This is a genomic window from Burkholderia sp. Ac-20349 (assembly GCF_017104865.1).
Classification (GTDB): Bacteria; Pseudomonadota; Gammaproteobacteria; order Burkholderiales; family Burkholderiaceae; genus Burkholderia; species Burkholderia aenigmatica.
Genome location: NZ_JAAGPM010000165.1, coordinates 1 through 16,269, shown reverse-complemented (window position 1 = coordinate 16,269; position 16,269 = coordinate 1). Strand labels below are relative to the sequence as shown.

Annotated in this window: 12 protein-coding genes; all 12 read left to right on the top strand. The window is 65.2% G+C overall.

Annotation, left to right across the window (positions count from 1 at the left end; translation table 11 throughout):
- Window positions 1-214: 214 nt before the first annotated feature.
- Window positions 215-1,114 (top strand): acetylglutamate kinase, encoded by a 900-nt coding sequence (gene argB, locus G3N61_RS33655; protein ID WP_089451433.1) that lies wholly within the window; start codon window positions 215-217, stop codon window positions 1,112-1,114.
- On the top strand, window positions 1,111-1,902 hold the full coding sequence (locus G3N61_RS33650; protein WP_205824532.1) for a pyrimidine 5'-nucleotidase: 792 nt from the start codon (window positions 1,111-1,113) through the stop codon (window positions 1,900-1,902). The genes argB and G3N61_RS33650 overlap by 4 nt, the downstream gene beginning before the upstream one ends.
- Window positions 1,869-2,531, top strand: coding sequence for a nucleoid occlusion factor SlmA (slmA, locus tag G3N61_RS33645; protein ID WP_205824531.1), 663 nt, complete (start codon window positions 1,869-1,871; stop codon window positions 2,529-2,531). The genes G3N61_RS33650 and slmA overlap by 34 nt, the downstream gene beginning before the upstream one ends.
- 563 nt (window positions 2,532-3,094) lie before the next feature.
- On the top strand, window positions 3,095-3,637 hold the full coding sequence (locus tag G3N61_RS33640; protein WP_205824530.1) for a fimbrial protein: 543 nt from the start codon (window positions 3,095-3,097) through the stop codon (window positions 3,635-3,637).
- A gap of 94 nt (window positions 3,638-3,731) precedes the next feature.
- Complete coding sequence (locus G3N61_RS33635) at window positions 3,732-4,496, top strand: molecular chaperone (RefSeq protein WP_175046780.1); 765 nt, start codon at window positions 3,732-3,734, stop codon at window positions 4,494-4,496.
- 114 nt (window positions 4,497-4,610) lie between these two features.
- Complete coding sequence (locus G3N61_RS33630; protein ID WP_205824529.1) at window positions 4,611-7,310, top strand: fimbria/pilus outer membrane usher protein; 2,700 nt, start codon at window positions 4,611-4,613, stop codon at window positions 7,308-7,310.
- Between the two features lie 61 nt (window positions 7,311-7,371).
- Window positions 7,372-8,448 carry a fimbrial protein gene (locus tag G3N61_RS33625; RefSeq protein ID WP_205824528.1) on the top strand — a complete coding sequence of 359 codons (1,077 nt, stop codon included), beginning with the start codon at window positions 7,372-7,374 and terminating at the stop codon, window positions 8,446-8,448.
- 243 nt (window positions 8,449-8,691) lie between these two features.
- A complete protein-coding gene (locus G3N61_RS33620; RefSeq protein ID WP_205824527.1) occupies window positions 8,692-9,234 on the top strand; it encodes a fimbrial protein in 543 nt (180 codons plus the stop codon).
- 369 nt (window positions 9,235-9,603) lie between these two features.
- Window positions 9,604-12,561 (top strand): autotransporter outer membrane beta-barrel domain-containing protein, encoded by a 2,958-nt coding sequence (locus G3N61_RS33615; RefSeq protein WP_205824526.1) that lies wholly within the window; start codon window positions 9,604-9,606, stop codon window positions 12,559-12,561.
- A 310-nt stretch (window positions 12,562-12,871) separates the two neighbouring features.
- Window positions 12,872-14,017, top strand: coding sequence for a homoserine O-acetyltransferase (locus G3N61_RS33610; protein ID WP_205824525.1), 1,146 nt, complete (start codon window positions 12,872-12,874; stop codon window positions 14,015-14,017).
- Entirely contained in the window at window positions 14,014-14,622 is a 609-nt protein-coding gene (gene metW / locus G3N61_RS33605; protein WP_043184718.1) for a methionine biosynthesis protein MetW, read from the top strand. Before G3N61_RS33610 ends, metW begins: the two co-directional genes overlap by 4 nt.
- Before the next feature lie 119 nt (window positions 14,623-14,741).
- Window positions 14,742-16,163 carry an AmpG family muropeptide MFS transporter gene (locus G3N61_RS33600; RefSeq protein ID WP_043184719.1) on the top strand — a complete coding sequence of 474 codons (1,422 nt, stop codon included), beginning with the start codon at window positions 14,742-14,744 and terminating at the stop codon, window positions 16,161-16,163.
- The last annotated feature ends 106 nt before the right edge of the window (window positions 16,164-16,269 follow it).

The window sequence follows — 16,269 nt, the reverse complement described above, 5'->3', positions numbered from 1 at the left end:
CTGGCGATTGGTGCGGTGCTCTTCACCACCGTCGTCGTGGCGCTCGTCACCCACTGGCTGGTGCCCGCCTTGCCCTGGGCAGCGTGCGCGGCCTTGGGCGCACTGGTCGCGCCGCCGGATGCGGTGTTCCGGCCCGCCCAAAAACCCGATGCTGCGCTGCGCCACTCCTGTACAATTCGCCGTGTTTCAACCGTTCCCAGCCAGAGCCGCCGCCATGTCCGAGCCCATCGACCTCTCGCAGATCGCCCCCACGCTGAAAGCAGAAATCCTCGCCGAGGCGCTGCCGTACATCCGCCGTTACCACGGCAAGACCGTGGTCATCAAATACGGCGGCAACGCGATGACGGAAGAGCGGCTCAAGCAAGGCTTCGCGCGCGACGTGATCCTGCTGAAGCTGGTCGGCATCAATCCGGTGATCGTCCACGGCGGCGGTCCGCAGATCGATTACGCACTGAAGAAGATCGGCAAGGCCGGTACCTTCATCCAGGGCATGCGTGTCACCGACGAAGAGACGATGGAAGTCGTCGAATGGGTGCTCGGCGGCGAAGTGCAGCAGGACATCGTGATGCTGATCAACCACTTCGGCGGCCACGCGGTGGGCCTGACGGGCAAGGACGGCGGCCTGATCCACGCACGCAAGCTGCTGATGCCGGACCGCGACAACCCGGGCCAGTACATCGACATCGGCCAGGTCGGCGAAGTCGAGGCGATCAACCCGGCGGTCGTGAAGGCGCTGCAGGACGACGCATTCATCCCGGTGATCTCGCCGATCGGCTTCGGTGAGGATGGCCTGTCGTACAACATCAACGCCGACCTCGTCGCGGGCAAGCTCGCCACGGTGCTGAACGCCGAGAAGCTGTTGATGATGACCAACATCCCGGGCGTGATGGACAAGGACGGCAACCTGCTGACCGACCTGTCCGCGCGCGAGATCGACGCGCTGTTCGAAGACGGCACGATCTCCGGCGGCATGCTGCCGAAGATTTCGTCGGCACTCGATGCCGCGAAGAGCGGCGTGAAGTCGGTGCACATCGTCGACGGCCGGATCGAGCACTCGGTGCTGCTGGAAATCCTGACCGAGCAGCCGTTCGGTACGATGATCCGCTCGCATTGAGACCACGCAGCAAGACCGCCACACCCGACTTGCCGGCCCCGCTGCGGCGCCGGCGCGTGTCGCGCAGCCGGCCCCGCGCCGGCGCGCCGGTGTGGCTGTTCGATCTCGACAACACCCTGCACCACGCATCGCACGCGATCTTTCCCGAGATCAACCGCGCGATGACGCAGTACATCATCGACGCGCTGCAGGTCGAGCGCGCCGAAGCCGACCGCCTGCGCAACGGCTACACCGAGCGCTACGGCGCCGCGCTCCTCGGCCTCACGCGCCATCATCCGATCGACCCGCACGACTTCCTGCGCGCGGTCCATACGTTTTCCGACCTGCCCGCGATGCTGCGCGCCGAACGCGGGCTGGCGCGCATCGTCGCCGCGCTCCCCGGGCGCAAGTTCGTGCTGACCAATGCGCCGGAGAACTACGCGCGCGCGGTGCTGCGCGAGCTGCGCATCGAGCGGCTGTTCGAGCGCGTGATCGCGATCGAGCACATGCGCGACCGCCGCACGTGGCGCGCGAAGCCCGATCACACGATGCTGCGCCGGACGCTGCGCGCCGCGAACGCGCGCATGGCCGACGCGATCCTCGTCGAGGATACGCGCGGCCACCTGAAGCGCTACAAGCGTCTCGGCATCGGTACGGTGTGGATCACCGGCCACCTGCCTGGCCATTTGCCGACCACCGGTCGCCCGCACTATGTCGATCAACGCATTCGTTCGCTAAAATCGCTCCGACTGGGCACACGATCGGGGCGACAGAAATGCAGCCGACTTACCCGCAGGACCAAGCCGTAACGGAAAGCCAGGCCACACCCACCCGCGCTCGCCCGAAACCGGGCGAGCGCCGCGTGATGATCCTGCAGACGCTCGCGGCGATGCTCGAGGCCCCCAAGCCCGAGAAAATCACGACCGCCGCGCTCGCGGCGCGGCTCGACGTGTCGGAGGCCGCGCTGTACCGGCACTTCGCCAGCAAGGCGAAGATGTACGAAGGGCTGATCGAGTTCATCGAGCAGGCGCTGTTCGGGCTCGTCAACCAGATCGTCGCGAAGGAGCCGAACGGCGTGCAGCAGGCACGCACGATCGCGCTGACGATGCTCAACTTCGCCGCGAAGAACCCCGGCATGACGCGCGTGCTGACCGGCGAAGCGCTGGTCGGCGAGGACGAGCGGCTGACCGAGCGCGTGAACCAGTTGCTCGACCGCATCGAGTCGACCGTCAAGCAATGTCTGCGGGTTGCGCGCACGGAGGCGGTCGCGCCCGACGGCACGGCGCCGTTCGCGCTGCCGGCCGACTACGATCCCGCGGCCCGCGCGAGCCTGCTCGTCAGTTACGTGATAGGCCGGTGGCACCGCTTCGCGAAAGGCGGGTTCCAGAAATCGCCCGGCGAACAGGCCGATCCGCATTTGCGGCTGATCCTGCAGTGACGCAGGCGCGGCGGTACCGATTGCGCGGCCTCTCCGCCGCCAGGCCCCGCCATCCCCGTTTCGACCGACCGACGTACACACAACCCGCCTGACCGCCCGGCCACACGAGCGAACGGACAGGGGCATCGGCGGGGAGCGCCGTCGTGGCCCGTCGGCAATCCTGGCGTAGCCGCAGGCCATCGCACACCGCCACAATAATCTGTAGTCCTTCTCATTTGGCGGCCCGTCGGGCAGATGCCGAATCGTCTCCCTAAAGGCGCCTTTGATGCCCGACAGCTTCCGCGGCACGTCTGACGCGCAGCGATCCACAAAAGTCAAATCTCCGTAACGCTTGGCGCCGCTGCAGCGGCATTTGTCTGTCTTTAAAGAAATTTAGGACATGACTTAACGATTTTTTTCGCTCCTTTCGTAATCGTCCAATTCTTTCAATTCCCCTTCATGGAAACAATGTCACCTGTTTCACGCATCTGTTGCCCGCAAGTCTTCGCCGCGTCGGCAAACAGTTTGAGCGAAACGTCCGTGCGTCCATTTTCGACGCAAGACCAACACCAACAGGTACTTCAATGTCCAAGAAAGCACTTTCCACCTTGCTGGCAGCAGCAGGTCTCTTCGCTGCCGCGTCGGCAGCCCACGCGGCCGACGGCACGATCACGATCACCGGCGAAATCACCGCCCAGACCTGCACGATCTCGGGTGACGGCGGCGGCAAGGATTTCACCGTCACGCTGCCCACCGTGGCGACTTCGGCACTGTCCGCACCGGGTTCGACGGCGGGCCGCAAGCCGTTCCGCATCGCGCTGTCCAACTGCTCGCCGAACTCGGGCAACGCGTCGGTGTATTTCGAGCCGGGCACGACCGTCAACCCGCAGACGGGGCAGCTGTTCAACGCCACGGGTGATGCAAAGAACGTCGAAGTCGGCCTGCTGAACAAGGATGGCTCGAACATCAAGCTCGGCGTGGCCCAGGCGGGACAGAACTCGCAGACGGTGCCGATCGCGGGTGGGGCGGCAACGCTCGACTACTACGCGCAATACGTCGCGACCGGCGGCGCCGCCGGCGCAGGCACGGTCGGTACGTCGGTGATGTATTCCGTGTCGTATCAGTAATCCGCGTCCACGGCCCGCGTTCGTGCAGCAGGTACGGCGCGGGCCGCGCCGGGCCGGTAACGCGCATCTGTTTATCTACAAGGGAAATTCGGTGATGGAAATGCCAACGAACTGGCGCTCGAGCGTGAGTGCCGCCGTGCTGGTTGCTTCGCTGTCCAGCGCCGGCGCAGCCGACGCAAGCGTGGTGATCAACTCGACGCGCGTCGTCTATCAGGAGAAGGAGCGCGAGGTCACGGTGAAACTGACCAACGATGGCGACCGGCCGTCCCTCGTGCAGGCCTGGATCGACGACGGCAACGCCAACGCGCTGCCGGACGACTCGAAGGTGCCCTTCATGCTGACGCCGCCGCTGTTCCGCCTCGATCCGAACAAGGGGCAAAGCCTTCGGCTGATCTACTCGAAGGAGCCGCTCGCGCAGGACAAGGAGACGCTGTACTGGCTCAACGTACTCGACGTCCCGCCGCAGGCGACCAACGATCCGGATGCGCCGAACCTGCTGCAGCTCGCGTTCCGTTCGCGCATCAAGCTGTTCTTCCGTCCCGCTGCACTGCAGGGCGTGGCGGACGAGTCGGCCGAGAAGGTGACCTGGAATTTCGCGCCGAAGGCCGGCGGCGGTTATGCGCTGCAGGCAACGAACCCCACGCCTTACCACGTCACGTTCACCAAGCTGACCGTCAGGTCCGGCGGCACGACGTGGGCCAACGACAAGGGCGGCATGGTCAAGCCCGGCGCTTCCGAGCAATTCGACGTCGGCCACGTGTCGGCACTACCCGCCGCACCACTCGAGGTCGACTACACGTTCCTCAACGATTACGGCGCAGGCATCGAAGGCAAGTACGCACCGAAAGCCGCGCACTGACGCGCCGCCGACCTTCCTGAATCAACGCAGTCTCTGAGCGGCGTGCGGCAACCGCACTGGCGCCGGTGCGGCGTCGTTTCAACCATGAATTGTATTCACTAATCCATTTAATTCATGCAAGCGAATCATCACATTCAGCCACAGGAAACCCTGCCGGGTTTCACGCTCAAGCCGAGCTATCTGTTCATGATGGCGGCGCTCGGCGGCTGGACTGCCGATGGATTCGCCGCCGACGCATCGACCGCGTCCGCCGATCGCGTCCAGGTGGCCCAGGTCCACTTTGACGACACGCTGATGATGAAGCCGCGCGGGCAGCGGCTCGACCTCGAACAGTTTGCGCAAGGCAATCCGGTCGCGGCAGGCGACTATCTGGTGGACATCTACGTCAACGGGACGTGGAACGGCAAATCCACCGTGCGCTTCAGCACGAAGGCCGGCGCGCGGAACGCGACGCCATGCTTCGATCGGGACCTCGTGAGCCGGCTCGGCCTCGATGACACCGCACTGACCGACGCCGCGCGCGCCGAACTTGTACGGATACAGGCCGGCGAGTGCACGGACATCGACAAGCTGGCTGCCGACGCGACGTACGAATTCGACATGTCGGACCTGCGTTTCAACGTCAGCATTCCGCAAGCGGTGCTGATGCGCAATCCGCGCGGCTACGTGAGCCCGGCGCTGTGGGACAGCGGCGTGCCGAGCGCGACGCTCAAGTACAACGCGAACGCCTTCCGCAATTTCTCGTCGGGCACGGAAAGCACGCAGGCTTTCGTCGGGTTGAACGCGGGCGTGAACATCGGAAACTGGCATTTCCGGCACAGCGGCAGCTATAGCGCGCAATCGCAGGGCGACAACCGCTACCAGAGCCTCAATACCTACGTACAGCGCGACCTGCCGGCATGGCGCAGCCAGTTGAAGATCGGCGAGACCTATACCGACGGCACGCTGTTCGACAGCGTGGGCCTGCGCGGCATCACGCTCGAGTCCGACGACCGGATGCTCCCCGACTCGATGCGCGGCTATGCGCCGGTGATTCGCGGCATCGCGACGAGCAACGCGCACGTCAGCGTCACGCAAAACAGCGCCGTGTTGTACGAAACGAACGTCGCACCGGGGCCGTTCGAAATCAACGACCTGTATCCGACGGGCTACGGCGGCAATCTGCTCGTCACCGTCACCGAGGCGGACGGTCAGAAACACAGCTTCACGGTGCCTTATGCGGCGGTCGTGCAATCCCTGCGCCCAGGCATCTCGCGCTTCGGGTTCGCATTGGGCCAACTGCGCGAGGCGCAGTTCGATCGCCACCCGAGTGTTGCGCAGGCCACGTACCAGCGCGGCATCAATAACCTGATAACGGGCTATGTCGGGGCAATCGCCGCGGAAAACTATCTGGCCGGCCTGGTCGGTGCAGCGTTCAACACGCGGATCGGCGCGCTCGCCGTGGACGTCACGCATGCGAGCGCGCGCATTCCCGGCGTATCGGCGACGAGCGGCCAAAGCGTCCGCGTGAGCTACAGCAAATCCATCGAGGAAACCGGCACGAACATCGCCGTCGCCGCGTATCGCTACTCGTCGCGTGGCTACTGGACCCTGCGCGACGCGACGTACGCCCGCGAGCTGGCCGCGGCAGGCTCGGATCCGAACAACGTGTACCGGCAGCGCAACCAGTTCCAGTTGACGCTGAACCAGGCGCTTGGCGAGGGACGCGGCAGCCTGTACGCGGTGGGATCGACGGTAAGTTACTGGAATCGGCAGGGCACGACGACGCAGTTCCAGTTCGGCTACAACAACAACCTGCGCTTCGCCGGTGTCAATCTGAGCTACAACCTGTCGCTTTCACGGCAACGCGACGGGTATACGGGGCAACTGAGCAACCAGGTATACGCGAACGTGACGGTTCCGCTCGGCCGTCGCTCATACGCACCGACACTGAGTGCGAGCGTCGCGCGAGACAACCAGGGCGGCACGACGGGACAAATGGCGCTGACCGGCTCGGTCGGCCAGTCCAACGCGTTCTCGTACGGCGTGAACGTCAATACGGGCGCCGGCTCGACGTCTGGCGGCGGCAATGCGCAGTATCGCAGCCCGCTCGTGACGCTCTCCGGCAGTGCGAGCGGCGGCAAGGGCTACTCGAGCGTGTCCGCCGGCGTGTCAGGTGCGATCGTCGGTCATGCAGGCGGCCTCACGCTTGCCAACGATCTTGGCGAAACCTCAGCGATCGTCGAGGCGAAGGACGCCGTCGGCGCACAAATCATGAACGGCACGGACGTCCGGATCGATCGGCGCGGCTACGCGGTGATCCCGTATCTGACGCCGTACAAGATGAACTCGATCGAACTCGATCCGAAGGGCATCCCGCTGGACGTCGAGATGCTGACGACGAGCCAGCGAATCGCGCCGCGCGCGAATTCGGTGGTGAAGGTGAAGTTCGAGACGGTCAAGGGCCGCGCCGTGCTGCTGTCGGTACATCAGCCGAATGGCGCACCCGTGCCGTTCGGGAGCACCGTGGTCGACGCGGCAGGCAACACCGTCGGGACGGCCGGACAGGGCGGGATGCTGTTCGCCCGCGGTCTGAAAGAGACGGATGCTCTCACCGTGAAATGGGGCGATCGATCGACGGAATCGTGCACGTTTTCATATCGACTGCCGGTGCAGACGAGCAAGCACGACATTTACACCCGTATCGAATCGACTTGCGATTACGGCCCGCGCCTGAACTCGAAACAGCCTGATTCGACTGTCGAGACGACACGTGCGGAAAACCACGCGCAATCGCCGTCGCTCGTGGCGCCCGCGGCGAGCCAATATCAATGACGAGATCAGGCTCGCAATAGAAACTCGACATGCCATTTCGCAAAATACGACATCACACAAAATGAAACCATTTACGAAATCAATTTTCATCATGCTCGTGTCGTGGGCAGGATTGTGCTCCTCTGCAAGCGCCGCTTTGTCCACATGCTCGAGCGGCGGCAGCCCGAACGGCACCGGGCGCTATCTGATGATTCACCCGGAGATGATCATCCCGCCCAATGCGCCTGACGGGTCCGTTATCTCAACGGCGACAATCAACTTGCCTTATAGCTGCCCTGCCAATATCGAAGGCGGCGGGGGGTTCAGGTTCGTAGTCTCGAACCAGGAAACCATCGCCTTCAAGGAAACGCAGTTTCCTGGCGTTATTGCCTACAAGAATGGAACATCCGATTTTGTTCGCTCGGTCGGCTTTCGACTCACCAATCTCGAAACAGGAAAAGTCATAACCGGTTACATCGACAACAACTATGCAGAATGGGGTCCGCCCACCTCGAGCGCACCCAGCAGCGGCATGATTAGAATCAAGTCGGAATTGATCAAGCTGAACGACTTGGTATACAACCTCCCGCAGCAACTCACCGGGTCTCATCAATACGCGTTTGCACATATTATGGCTGTCAATAATGGATGCACGCTGCCAACCGGCCTGTGCTGGCCCAGAGATGGTGCATTCAAATGGGTCTTTGACAACAAGGTCACCAAGGCAAAAATCAGGCCGCAGACCTGCACGATTCCCAACACCAACATTCCCGTGAGCCTGCCGCCGATCCCGACATCCAAGTTGCCGACCTCGGGCGCGACTGCCGGCGACACGGGGTTCGATATCGGCTTGTCCTGCAAGGCGGGGTCGAACGTCTATGTCACGCTGACCGACCTGTCCGATAACGGCAATACGAGCAATCAGCTTACGTTGACGCAAGACTCGACCGCCAAGGGCGTGAAGCTGCGCATCCTGAGAAACGGCCAGCCGGTCGGCTACGGCCCCGATTCGGCACAGCTCAACAACACGAATCAGTGGCTTGTCGGTCCGTCGGCATCGACGACCAGCATTCCGCTGACCGCGCAGTACGTCGCGACGGGTGCCGTATCCGCGGGCAAGGTCAAGGGCGTCGCGACGTTCACGATGAGCTATCAGTAAGCCCGCCGCACACGAACTCGTAGTGATTCGACAGGTCCCGCCGCAGCTCGATCCGAGCGCCCGGGATCTCCGATGGCCACCGTTCAGCGGATGGCCGAAACAGTCTTCTGATTTGCAGTCCTATATGACTGCGACGGAAGAACCCTGTCGGATGACGTCGCGTGCTCCCACGGCCAATCAAGGTACGCGGGCGACACGACGGCGAAGTCCGCTTTAAAACCTAGTGTTATTCAAGGAAACGACATGAAGCTCGCATTCTCCAGCATCGCTGCACTCACCATCGCTGCCGCAGCAGCACTGCCGGCCGTTTCGCACGCCGCGGACGGCACCATCACGATCAACGGCAAGATCGGTACGCAGACGTGCACGATCGACGGCAACGGGACCGGCGCCAAGGACTTCACCGTTGCGCTGCCGAAGGTGTCGACGTCCGCGCTCCCGACCGGCGGCGCAACGGCCGGCCGCACGCCGTTCAAGATCGGCCTGAAGAACTGCTCGCCGGCTACGGGCAACGTCTATACGCACTTCGAGGCGGGTGCGACGGTCAACTCGACGACCGGCCAGCTGCTCAACGCGTCGGGTACGGCCAAGAACGTCGAAGTCGGCCTGCTCAATGGCGATACGGGCAACATCGGGGTCGGCAAGGCGGATGAAAATGCGAAGGCGGTCGCGCTGTCGAACGGCGCCGCTGAACTGCCGTACTACGCGCAATACGTCGCAACGGGCGGCGCCGCCGGTCAAGGCACGGTGATTACGTCCGTGATGTACTCGATCATGTATCAATAACCGGCGATACGGCGCGCGCCGCGCGCAAGTCTCCGCAACGGTTCACCGCCGTTGCGGAGACTTGCCGCGGCGAGCGCCCGCCACGCTCGCGCTCGACACCCCGTCGAGCAATCCGACCGGCACGCGCGACGGCTCCCTCCGAATCCAGGCCCGCGAAATAGCAGCGGACGCATCGATCGCCACCATCCCTCTCATCGCAAGAGCGCGTACGTGTGCGCCCGCACCGAACGCATCGATGCCTCGCGAAATGTCGCCCAAACGGTTCTCGCTGCCTGTCCGACACCTTCTTCGAAATTCGAACTCGTCCAATTTCGCATTCCGTGGCATGAAGTTATTTTTACCTCAATCAAGTCAAATCGAGGAAAACAAATGTCTCGCAGGTTCCCCTTTATCCGATCGGGCAGCAGGTGGTATCTCGCCCGTTCCGCGCTGCTCGTCGGCGCAGCATTACCGTGGCCGTTCACGGCGCAGGCCGACGGCGGCGCACAACAGGCGGACGGCATCACGCTCGAGGTCGTCCCCGGCGAGTATTTGACGAGTCGCTCCGGAGAAGCGGTCCTGTCGGCCGTCAACGGCGGCACGCTCACCACCAGCGGCAAGACGCGCGTGTTCTCGTCCGGCAACGTCGCAGCAGGTGCTGCCGCGTGGGGCAGCGGCTCACGCGTCGAGTTGCTCGACACGGAAATCCGGACGCGCGGCGGCTCCAGTGCCGGCATCGACGTGCGCTACGGCGGCAGCGCACTGGCCAAGCGCGTCTCCATCGATACGGATGCCGACTACGCACACGGTGCCAGCATCGACGGCACCGCCAGCCGGTTCGACATCACCGACAGCGTGATCGTGACGCGCGGAAAGGAGGCATCCGGCATTACCGTCAATTTCGCGCCCGGCGCCGCGGTCGGCGTCGCCGACACGCTGATCCGCACGAGCGGCCTGTTTGCCTACGGCATCTCCCTCAACTACGACGACATCCGCGCGGCTTTGGAGCGCACCACCGTCCGTACGGCCGGCGACTTTGCATCGGCGCTGTACATGCCCGGCGCCTCGACCGCCACGTTCATCGATTCGCACCTGGAAACCGACGGTTATGCCGCGCTCGGCGTCGACACGCGCGAGGGCAACGTCGACCTCGCCCGCACGCGTGTCGTCACGCACGGTGAAAGCGCGCACGGGCTGTATGCGTCGAAGGAATACACCGCCGTCCCGGTCGTGCAGGCAAGCGACACATTCGTCACGACAACCGGCAAGCGCTCGATCGGTGCGATCGCGCGGCTCGGCGGCCGGGTCGCGATGAAAGGCGGCGGCATCGATACGCACGGCGAGCGCGCATACGGCGTGCTGTCGAGCGGCAACGGTTCCCGTGCCACGCTGGAAGACATGACTGTCAAAACACACGGCGCCGGTGCCACCGCGGTCTATGCCAGTGCCGGCGGAACGATCGACCTGATCCGCGCGAACGGGCGCACGACCGGTAGCGAGGCCGCCGCCGCCGGCGTTTACGGCGGCACATTGAACGTCGACGGCGGCTCGCTTGTCAGCGAACGAGGCAGCGCCATCGATGCATCCGGCGGTGGCGTCGTGTCGCTGCGAAACGGCGCGCGCGCCGCCGGCGGCAACGGTACGCTGCTGTCGGTCCGCGAGCAGTCCGGCGAGCCGGTTCGGCTGTCGCTCGACACAGGTGCCCAAGCCGAAGGCGACATCGTGAACGTACCGGACGACAACGGCAACCCGACACCGCCGGTCACCGACGTCGCACTCTCCGGCGCATCGAGCTGGATCGGCGCGACCGATGCGGTTCGCGCACTATCGCTCGACACCGGCAGCCAGTGGACGGTCACCCGCGATTCGACGGTCGGATCCGTCGTGCTGAACGATTCGACCATCGCATTCGCGGCACCGGACGCCGGCGCGCCGCGCACGCTCGTCGTCAACGGCGACTATGCGGCCCGCAACGGCAAGCTGCTGATCCACACGACGCTGCTCGACGATGCGTCCCCCACTGACAGGCTCGTCATCGACGGCGGGCGCGCGTCGGGCAACACAGGCATCATCGTGAAGCACTCAGGCGGCGAAGGCGCGCAAACGACGATCGGCATACCGATCGTCGAAACCCGCAACGGCGGCACGACGGATGCCACGGCATTCACGCTCGACGCTGCATCGGACGGCTATCGGCACGGTTTCGGCACGTTATCCGCCGGCGGTTACGACTACATGCTCGCGCGCGGCGGCCATCACGGCAGTGCGGACGACTGGTATCTCGTCTCCGCAGCAAAGCCCGAACCGCCGACACCGCCCGGCCCTGTCGATCCCGACCCGCCCGTCGGCCCCGAAACGACCCTTCCGCCGCCGGTTCGCACCGCCGCACCGGAGCCTGATGCCTACTTGGCGAACGCGGATGCTGCTTCGATGATGGTCATCCACACGCTGCATCAGCGCGAGGACCGCTCGCTGCGCACCGCGGGCGCTGCGCCGGGCACCCTCGACGGCGCCGTCTGGATGCGTGCCGAGGGCCAGTTCACGTCGATGTCCGGCGGCGCGCGCAGCGTGTCAGGCAACGGCCGCCTGCTTCACGCGGGCGCCGACCTGCTCCGTTTCGACGATGGTCGCAGCGGCAGTATCCGGATCGGCGCGATGGGCATGTACGGCAGCCAGACGAGCTGGTCGACGCGCCCGCTGTGGAACGCGATCGAGCAGCGGATCACGGACGCCACGGCACGCGGCAGCGTGTCCGGCTACAACGTCGGCCTGTACGGCACCTGGTACGGAAGCCGTGACATCCTGTCCGGCCCGTATGTCGACGCGTGGTTCATGTACGGCGCTTACGCGAACACCGTTGGCGGCAGCCTCGCTGCCGACTCGTACCGGTCCCGCACCGTCACGGGCTCGATCGAGACCGGCCATTCGTTCCAGTTCTACGAGCGCGGCGACACGCGTTTCTTCGTCGAGCCGGAAGTACAGCTCGTCGTGTCCGATTACCGTGCGGACGCACACGTCGCACCCGGCGGCCGTCTCGACGGCCAGGGCTCGACCGACGTGCTGACCCGCGTTGGCGTGCGCGTGCACGGCGTGACCGAGATGCCGTCCGGACGCGAACTGCGGCCGTTTATCGAGGCCAACTGGTGGCATGGCCCCGGCTCGCGGTCGCTGGCGCTCGACGGCAACACGTTCTCGTTCAGCGTACCGCGCGACCGCGCCGCGTTCCGGGTCGGCGCGACGGGGCAGTTGTCGAAGCGCTTCGCGGTATCGGCCAGCCTCGGCATCGACGCGAATCTGTCCGACTACGCGGTAGTCAAGGGCGAATTCGCGGCGAAGTACCGCTGGTGACGCTGCACGGCGGCCACGATGGCGGCGGGTCGGCCCGGGCTCCGGGGCCGACCCGCGTCGGCTCACTCGGCGCGCCGGAATCGGCCTCCCGCAATTTCCGCTATACTTTGCCGACTGTTGCCCCTCGGGCGGCAGCCGGAAACGCGCCGATTTGCTGACTCGATTGCGGGCGCGCGAACCGGCCGGGGCATTGATGTTGTCTTTGTCCCGGCGGTTCACTACAAATGCGGCTAAAGAGGTCGTCAGCCGCGCATCTCCGACTCCGCGCATCGCCGACACCATTTAGCTGCCCAGTCATAAGGCGGAACGAATGGAATCGATCGGCATCGTCGCTCCACAGACCATGCACTTCGCCGAACCGCTGCGCTTGCAAAGCGGCAGCGTGATCGGCAACTATCAGCTCGTCGTCGAGACGTACGGCGAACTCAACGCCGCGCGCTCGAACGCGGTGCTCGTCTGCCACGCGCTCAACGCGTCGCACCACGTCGCCGGCGTCTATGCGGACGATCCGCGCAGCACCGGCTGGTGGGACAACATGGTCGGCCCCGGCAAGCCGCTCGACACCAACCGCTTCTTCGTGATCGGCGTGAACAACCTCGGCTCGTGCTTCGGCTCGACCGGCCCGATGAGCGTCGACCCGTCGACCGGCAAGCCGTACGGCGCGAGCTTTCCGGTCGTCACCGTCGAGGACTGGGTGCACGCGCAGGCGCGCGTCGCGGATGCCTTCGGCATCGAGCGCTTCGCCGCGGTGATGGGCGGCAGCCTCGGCGGGATGCAGGCGCTCGCATGGAGCCTGATGTATCCGGAGCGCGTCGCGCACTGCATCGACATTGCGTCGACACCGAAGCTGTCCGCGCAGAACATCGCGTTCAACGAGGTCGCGCGCTCGGCGATCCTGTCCGATCCCGATTTCCACGGCGGCGACTACTACGCGCACGGCGTGAAGCCGAAGCGCGGCCTGCGCGTCGCGCGGATGATCGGCCACATCACGTACCTGTCCGACGACGACATGGCCGAGAAATTCGGCCGTGCGCTGCGCCGCGCCGACGGCGCACTCGACGCGTACAACTTCAGCTTCGACGTCGAATTCGAGGTCGAGTCGTACCTGCGCTACCAAGGCGACAAGTTCGCCGACTACTTCGACGCGAACACCTACCTGCTGATCACGCGCGCGCTCGACTACTTCGACCCGGCCAAGGCGTTCGACGGCAACCTGACGGCCGCGCTCGCTCAAACGCAGGCGAAATACCTGATTGCGAGCTTCTCGACCGACTGGCGTTTCGCGCCGGCCCGCTCGCGCGAGATCGTGAAGGCACTGCTCGACAACAAGCGCACGGTCAGCTACGCGGAAATCGATGCGCCGCACGGTCACGACGCGTTCCTGCTCGACGACGCGCGCTATCACAACCTGATCCGCGCGTATTACGAACGAATCGCCAACGAGGTGGGTGCATGAACCAGCAAGCGCTGAATTCCCTGTCCGCGCGCGCGGACTTCCGCACGATCGCGCGCTGGGTCGAACCGCGCTCGACGGTGCTCGACCTCGGTTGCGGCGACGGCTCGCTGCTGTCGCTGTTGATGGAAGAACTGGACGTCACCGGCTACGGGATCGAACTGAACGACGCCGGCGTGCTCGCCAGCACGAAGAACGGCATCAACGTGATCCAGCAGAACCTCGAAGACGGCCTGCGCCTGTTCGAGGATCACAGCTTCGACATCGCGATCCTGTCGCAGACTTTGCAGACGATTCACCAGACGGCCGCGATCCTGCGCGAAACCGCGCGGGTCGGGCGCGAATGCATCGTGTCGTTCCCGAACTTCGGCTACTGGCCGCACCGGCTGTCGGTGCTGAACGGCAGGATGCCGGTGTCGAAGTCGCTGCCCTACCAGTGGCACAACACGCCGAACGTCCGGGTGCTGACGATCGAGGATTTCGAGGCGCTCGCGCCCGAAGTCGGCGTGACGATCCTCGACCGCGTGGTGCTGCACGAAGGCCAACCGATTCGATGGGGAGCGAACTGGCGTGGTAGTCTTGCTGTCTATCGCGTCAAGCGCAGCTGAGCCGGGGGGCCGTTGACGAACGCAGACGGCCTGCACGCACGTGCGGCCGTGCCCCTGCGCGACCCGCGCCGCCGCCTGCGCTGCCGCCGCAATCAGTCAACGCTACCCAGTTTCTGTCCATGTCGAAAACGCCACACGAGGCGCCCGCACTCACCGCTCACGAGGATCACCCCGGCTGGCGAGCCTATCTGAACACGCACATGCTGATCTGCGTGTTCCTCGGCTTCACGTCCGGTCTGCCCCTCTTCACGCTCGTCTACCTCGTGCAGGCATGGCTGCGCTCCGAGGGCGTGAACCTGAAGGAAATCGGCCTGTTCGCGCTGATCCAGTTCCCGTACACGTGGAAGTTCCTGTGGGCGCCGCTGATGGACCGCTACGTCCCGCGCCTGCCCGGCTGGCGGCCGGGCCGCCGGCGCGGCTGGCTGCTGCTCACCCAGTTGCTGGTCGCGGGCGCGATCGCCGCACTCGGCTTCGTGTCGCCGCGCGACTCGATCTGGACGGTGGCCGCGCTCACCACGCTCGTCGCGTTCTTCGGCGCAAGCGCCGACATCGTGATCGACGCCTATCGCCGCGAGTTGCTGCGCGATACCGAGCAGGGCCTCGGCAACGCGATACACGTGAACGCGTACAAGCTCGCCGCGCTGATCCCCGGCTCGCTGGCACTGATCCTGTCCGACCACATGCCGTGGGACGCCGTGTTCGCGCTCACCGGCGCATTCATGCTGCCGGGTATCCTGATGACGCTGTTCGTACGCGAGCCGGAAGTGGTCGGCGCGCCACCGCGCAACCTGCGCGACGCGATCGTGCTGCCGTTCCGCGAATTCATCCAGCGCGACGGCTGGGCCGGCGCACTGCTCGTCATCGCATTCATCTTCCTGTTCAAGATCGGCGACACGATGGCCACCACGCTGTCGACGTCGTTCTTCCTCGACATCGGCTTCTCGCGCACCGAGATCGGCATCGTCGCGAAAACCACCGCGCTCGTCGCGAGCGTCGCCGGCGGCATCATCGGCGGCGTCTGGCTCGTGAAGATCGGCATCGGCCGCGGGCTGTGGATCTTCGGCGCGCTGCAGATGGTGTCGACGCTCGGCTTCGCGTGGCTCGCGCAGCTCGGCCCCGGTTCGCCCGTGCTCGCCGTGCTCTACGATTTCACCGTGTCGACGAGCCATGCCATCGCGTCGGTGCTGTCGGTGTTCGGCATCGCCGTCACGCCGCAGTTCAGCCCGATGACGGTCGCGCTCGCGCTCGTCTACGGCGTCGAAACGTTCACCACCGGCCTGACGATGGCCGCGTTCGTCGCGTACATCGCGAGCACGACCGACCCGCGCTATACGGCCACGCAGTTCGCGCTGTTTACGAGCCTCGCGTCGGTGCCGCGCACGCTCGCATCGGCCGCGAGCGGCTTCATCGTCGCGAAGATCGGCTGGTTCGACTACTTCATCGTGTGCACCGCGCTCGCGATTCCCGGCATGCTGCTGCTGTTCAAGATCGCGCCGTGGAACGGTGCCGCCCGCAACGGCGAGGCCAGCCGTGCGCAGTAACGGCCTGCACCGCCTCGCGCGCGTTGCGGCTTCGTTGAGCGTCAGTGCCGCGGCGCTCGCCGCGGGGTTCGCCCATGCGGCCGACGCCGGCGCGCCCGCCGCCACC

What these genes read in the sequence shown, in the direction of transcription:
- argB (WP_089451433.1), top strand. Translation starts at nt 215, where the DNA reads ATGTCCGAGCCCATCGACCTCTCGCAGATCGCCCCCACGCTGAAAGCA.
- slmA (WP_205824531.1), top strand. Translation starts at nt 1,869, where the DNA reads ATGCAGCCGACTTACCCGCAGGACCAAGCCGTAACGGAAAGCCAGGCC.
- G3N61_RS33640 (WP_205824530.1), top strand. Translation starts at nt 3,095, where the DNA reads ATGTCCAAGAAAGCACTTTCCACCTTGCTGGCAGCAGCAGGTCTCTTC.
- G3N61_RS33635 (WP_175046780.1), top strand. Translation starts at nt 3,732, where the DNA reads ATGGAAATGCCAACGAACTGGCGCTCGAGCGTGAGTGCCGCCGTGCTG.
- G3N61_RS33630 (WP_205824529.1), top strand. Translation starts at nt 4,611, where the DNA reads ATGCAAGCGAATCATCACATTCAGCCACAGGAAACCCTGCCGGGTTTC.
- G3N61_RS33625 (WP_205824528.1), top strand. Translation starts at nt 7,372, where the DNA reads ATGAAACCATTTACGAAATCAATTTTCATCATGCTCGTGTCGTGGGCA.
- G3N61_RS33620 (WP_205824527.1), top strand. Translation starts at nt 8,692, where the DNA reads ATGAAGCTCGCATTCTCCAGCATCGCTGCACTCACCATCGCTGCCGCA.
- G3N61_RS33615 (WP_205824526.1), top strand. Translation starts at nt 9,604, where the DNA reads ATGTCTCGCAGGTTCCCCTTTATCCGATCGGGCAGCAGGTGGTATCTC.
- G3N61_RS33610 (WP_205824525.1), top strand. Translation starts at nt 12,872, where the DNA reads ATGGAATCGATCGGCATCGTCGCTCCACAGACCATGCACTTCGCCGAA.
- metW (WP_043184718.1), top strand. Translation starts at nt 14,014, where the DNA reads ATGAACCAGCAAGCGCTGAATTCCCTGTCCGCGCGCGCGGACTTCCGC.
- G3N61_RS33600 (WP_043184719.1), top strand. Translation starts at nt 14,742, where the DNA reads ATGTCGAAAACGCCACACGAGGCGCCCGCACTCACCGCTCACGAGGAT.